2 protein-coding genes are annotated in these 1,497 nt (G+C 70.3%); both read left to right on the forward strand.

Annotated elements, in window-relative coordinates:
* Positions 1 to 794 (forward strand): ACP S-malonyltransferase (locus tag AC1D2K_RS34535; RefSeq protein WP_478094924.1); only part of this gene is annotated, 794 nt, incomplete at its 5' end.
* A 24-nt stretch (positions 795 to 818) separates the two neighbouring features.
* A partial coding sequence (fabG, locus tag AC1D2K_RS34540; protein ID WP_478094926.1) for a 3-oxoacyl-ACP reductase FabG occupies positions 819 to 1,497 on the forward strand: 679 nt, incomplete at its 3' end.

The raw sequence follows: 1,497 nt of genomic DNA on the forward strand, positions 1-1,497 counted from the left end.
CCCTGGCCCTGACCACCAATACGCAGCCCGTGATGCTGGTCGCGGCGATCGCGGCCTGGCGCGCCTGGCTGGCCGAAGGTGGCGCCGAGCCGTCGGTGGTCGCCGGCCATTCGCTGGGCGAGTACTCGGCACTGGTGGCCTCCGGCGTCCTGACGCTGGCGCAGGCCGCGCCGCTGGTGCGCTTCCGGGCCCAGGCGATGCAGCAGGCGGTGCCGGTCGGCGTCGGCGCGATGGCGGCCATCCTGGGCATGGACGCCGCCAAGGTGAAGGCCGGCTGCGCCGAGGCCACGGCTTCTTTCGGCCCCGGCAGTGCCGAGATCGTGGAAGCGGTGAACTTCAACGACCCGATGCAGACCGTGATCGCGGGCAGCAAGGCCGCGGTCGACAAGGCCTGCGAAGTCCTCAAGGCCGCCGGTGCCAAGCGCGCGCTGCCGCTGCCGGTCTCCGCGCCTTTCCATTCGAGCCTGATGAAGCCGGCCGCCGAGGCGCTGCGCGAGCGGCTGGCGTCGGTTTCCCTCGCCGCGCCCCGGATTCCGGTGCTCAACAATATCGATGTCCTGGTCGAAACCGACGCCGAGCGCATCCGCGCCGCACTGGTGCGCCAGGCCGCGGGGCCGGTGCGCTGGGTGGAAACCGTGCAGGCCCTCGAGGCCCGCGGCATCGAAGCCATCGTCGAGTGCGGACCCGGCAAGGTGCTGGCCGGCATGGCCAAGCGCATCGCGCCGACGCTGGCCGCGGCCTCGATCTATGATCCGGCGACGCTCGCCGAAACCCGGCAACTGCTCGGCGCCTGAGCGCGCCGTCTCGAGATTCAGTCCATGAGCATTCCCAAATTCGAAGGCCAGGTCGCCCTGGTCACCGGCGCGACCCGAGGCATCGGCGCGGCCATTGCGCTCGAACTGGCGCAGCGCGGCCTCAAGGTCATCGGGACCGGCACCACCGAAGAGGGCGCCGCCAAGATCACCGCCGCACTCGCTGCCTACGATGGCCGAGGCTGTGCGCTGGATGTCAACGATGGCGCTGCCGTCGAGGCCCTGATCGACGAGATCGTCAAGGTCTATGGTGCGGTCCACGTGCTGGTCAACAACGCCGGCATCACCCGCGACACGCTCGCGATGCGGCTCAAGGACGCCGACTGGGATGCGGTGCTCGACACCAACCTGAAGGCGGTCTTCCGACTGTCGCGCGCCGTGATCCGCCCGATGATGAAGCAACGATACGGTCGCATCATCAGCATCACCAGCGTGGTCGGCGCCTCCGGCAATGCCGGCCAGGCCAACTACGCGGCCGCCAAGGCCGGCGTGGCCGGCATGACGCGGGCGCTGGCGCGCGAGCTCGGCAGCCGCAGCATCACGGTCAATTGCGTGGCGCCCGGTTTCATCGAGACCGACATGACGGCCAGCCTGCCCGAGGCCCAGCAGCAGGCGCTGCTCGGCCAGATTCCCCTCGGCCATCTCGGCAAACCCGCCGACATCGCCCACGCGGTCGCCTACCTGG

It is taken from the genome of Variovorax sp. P1_H12_2 (assembly GCF_056405335.1).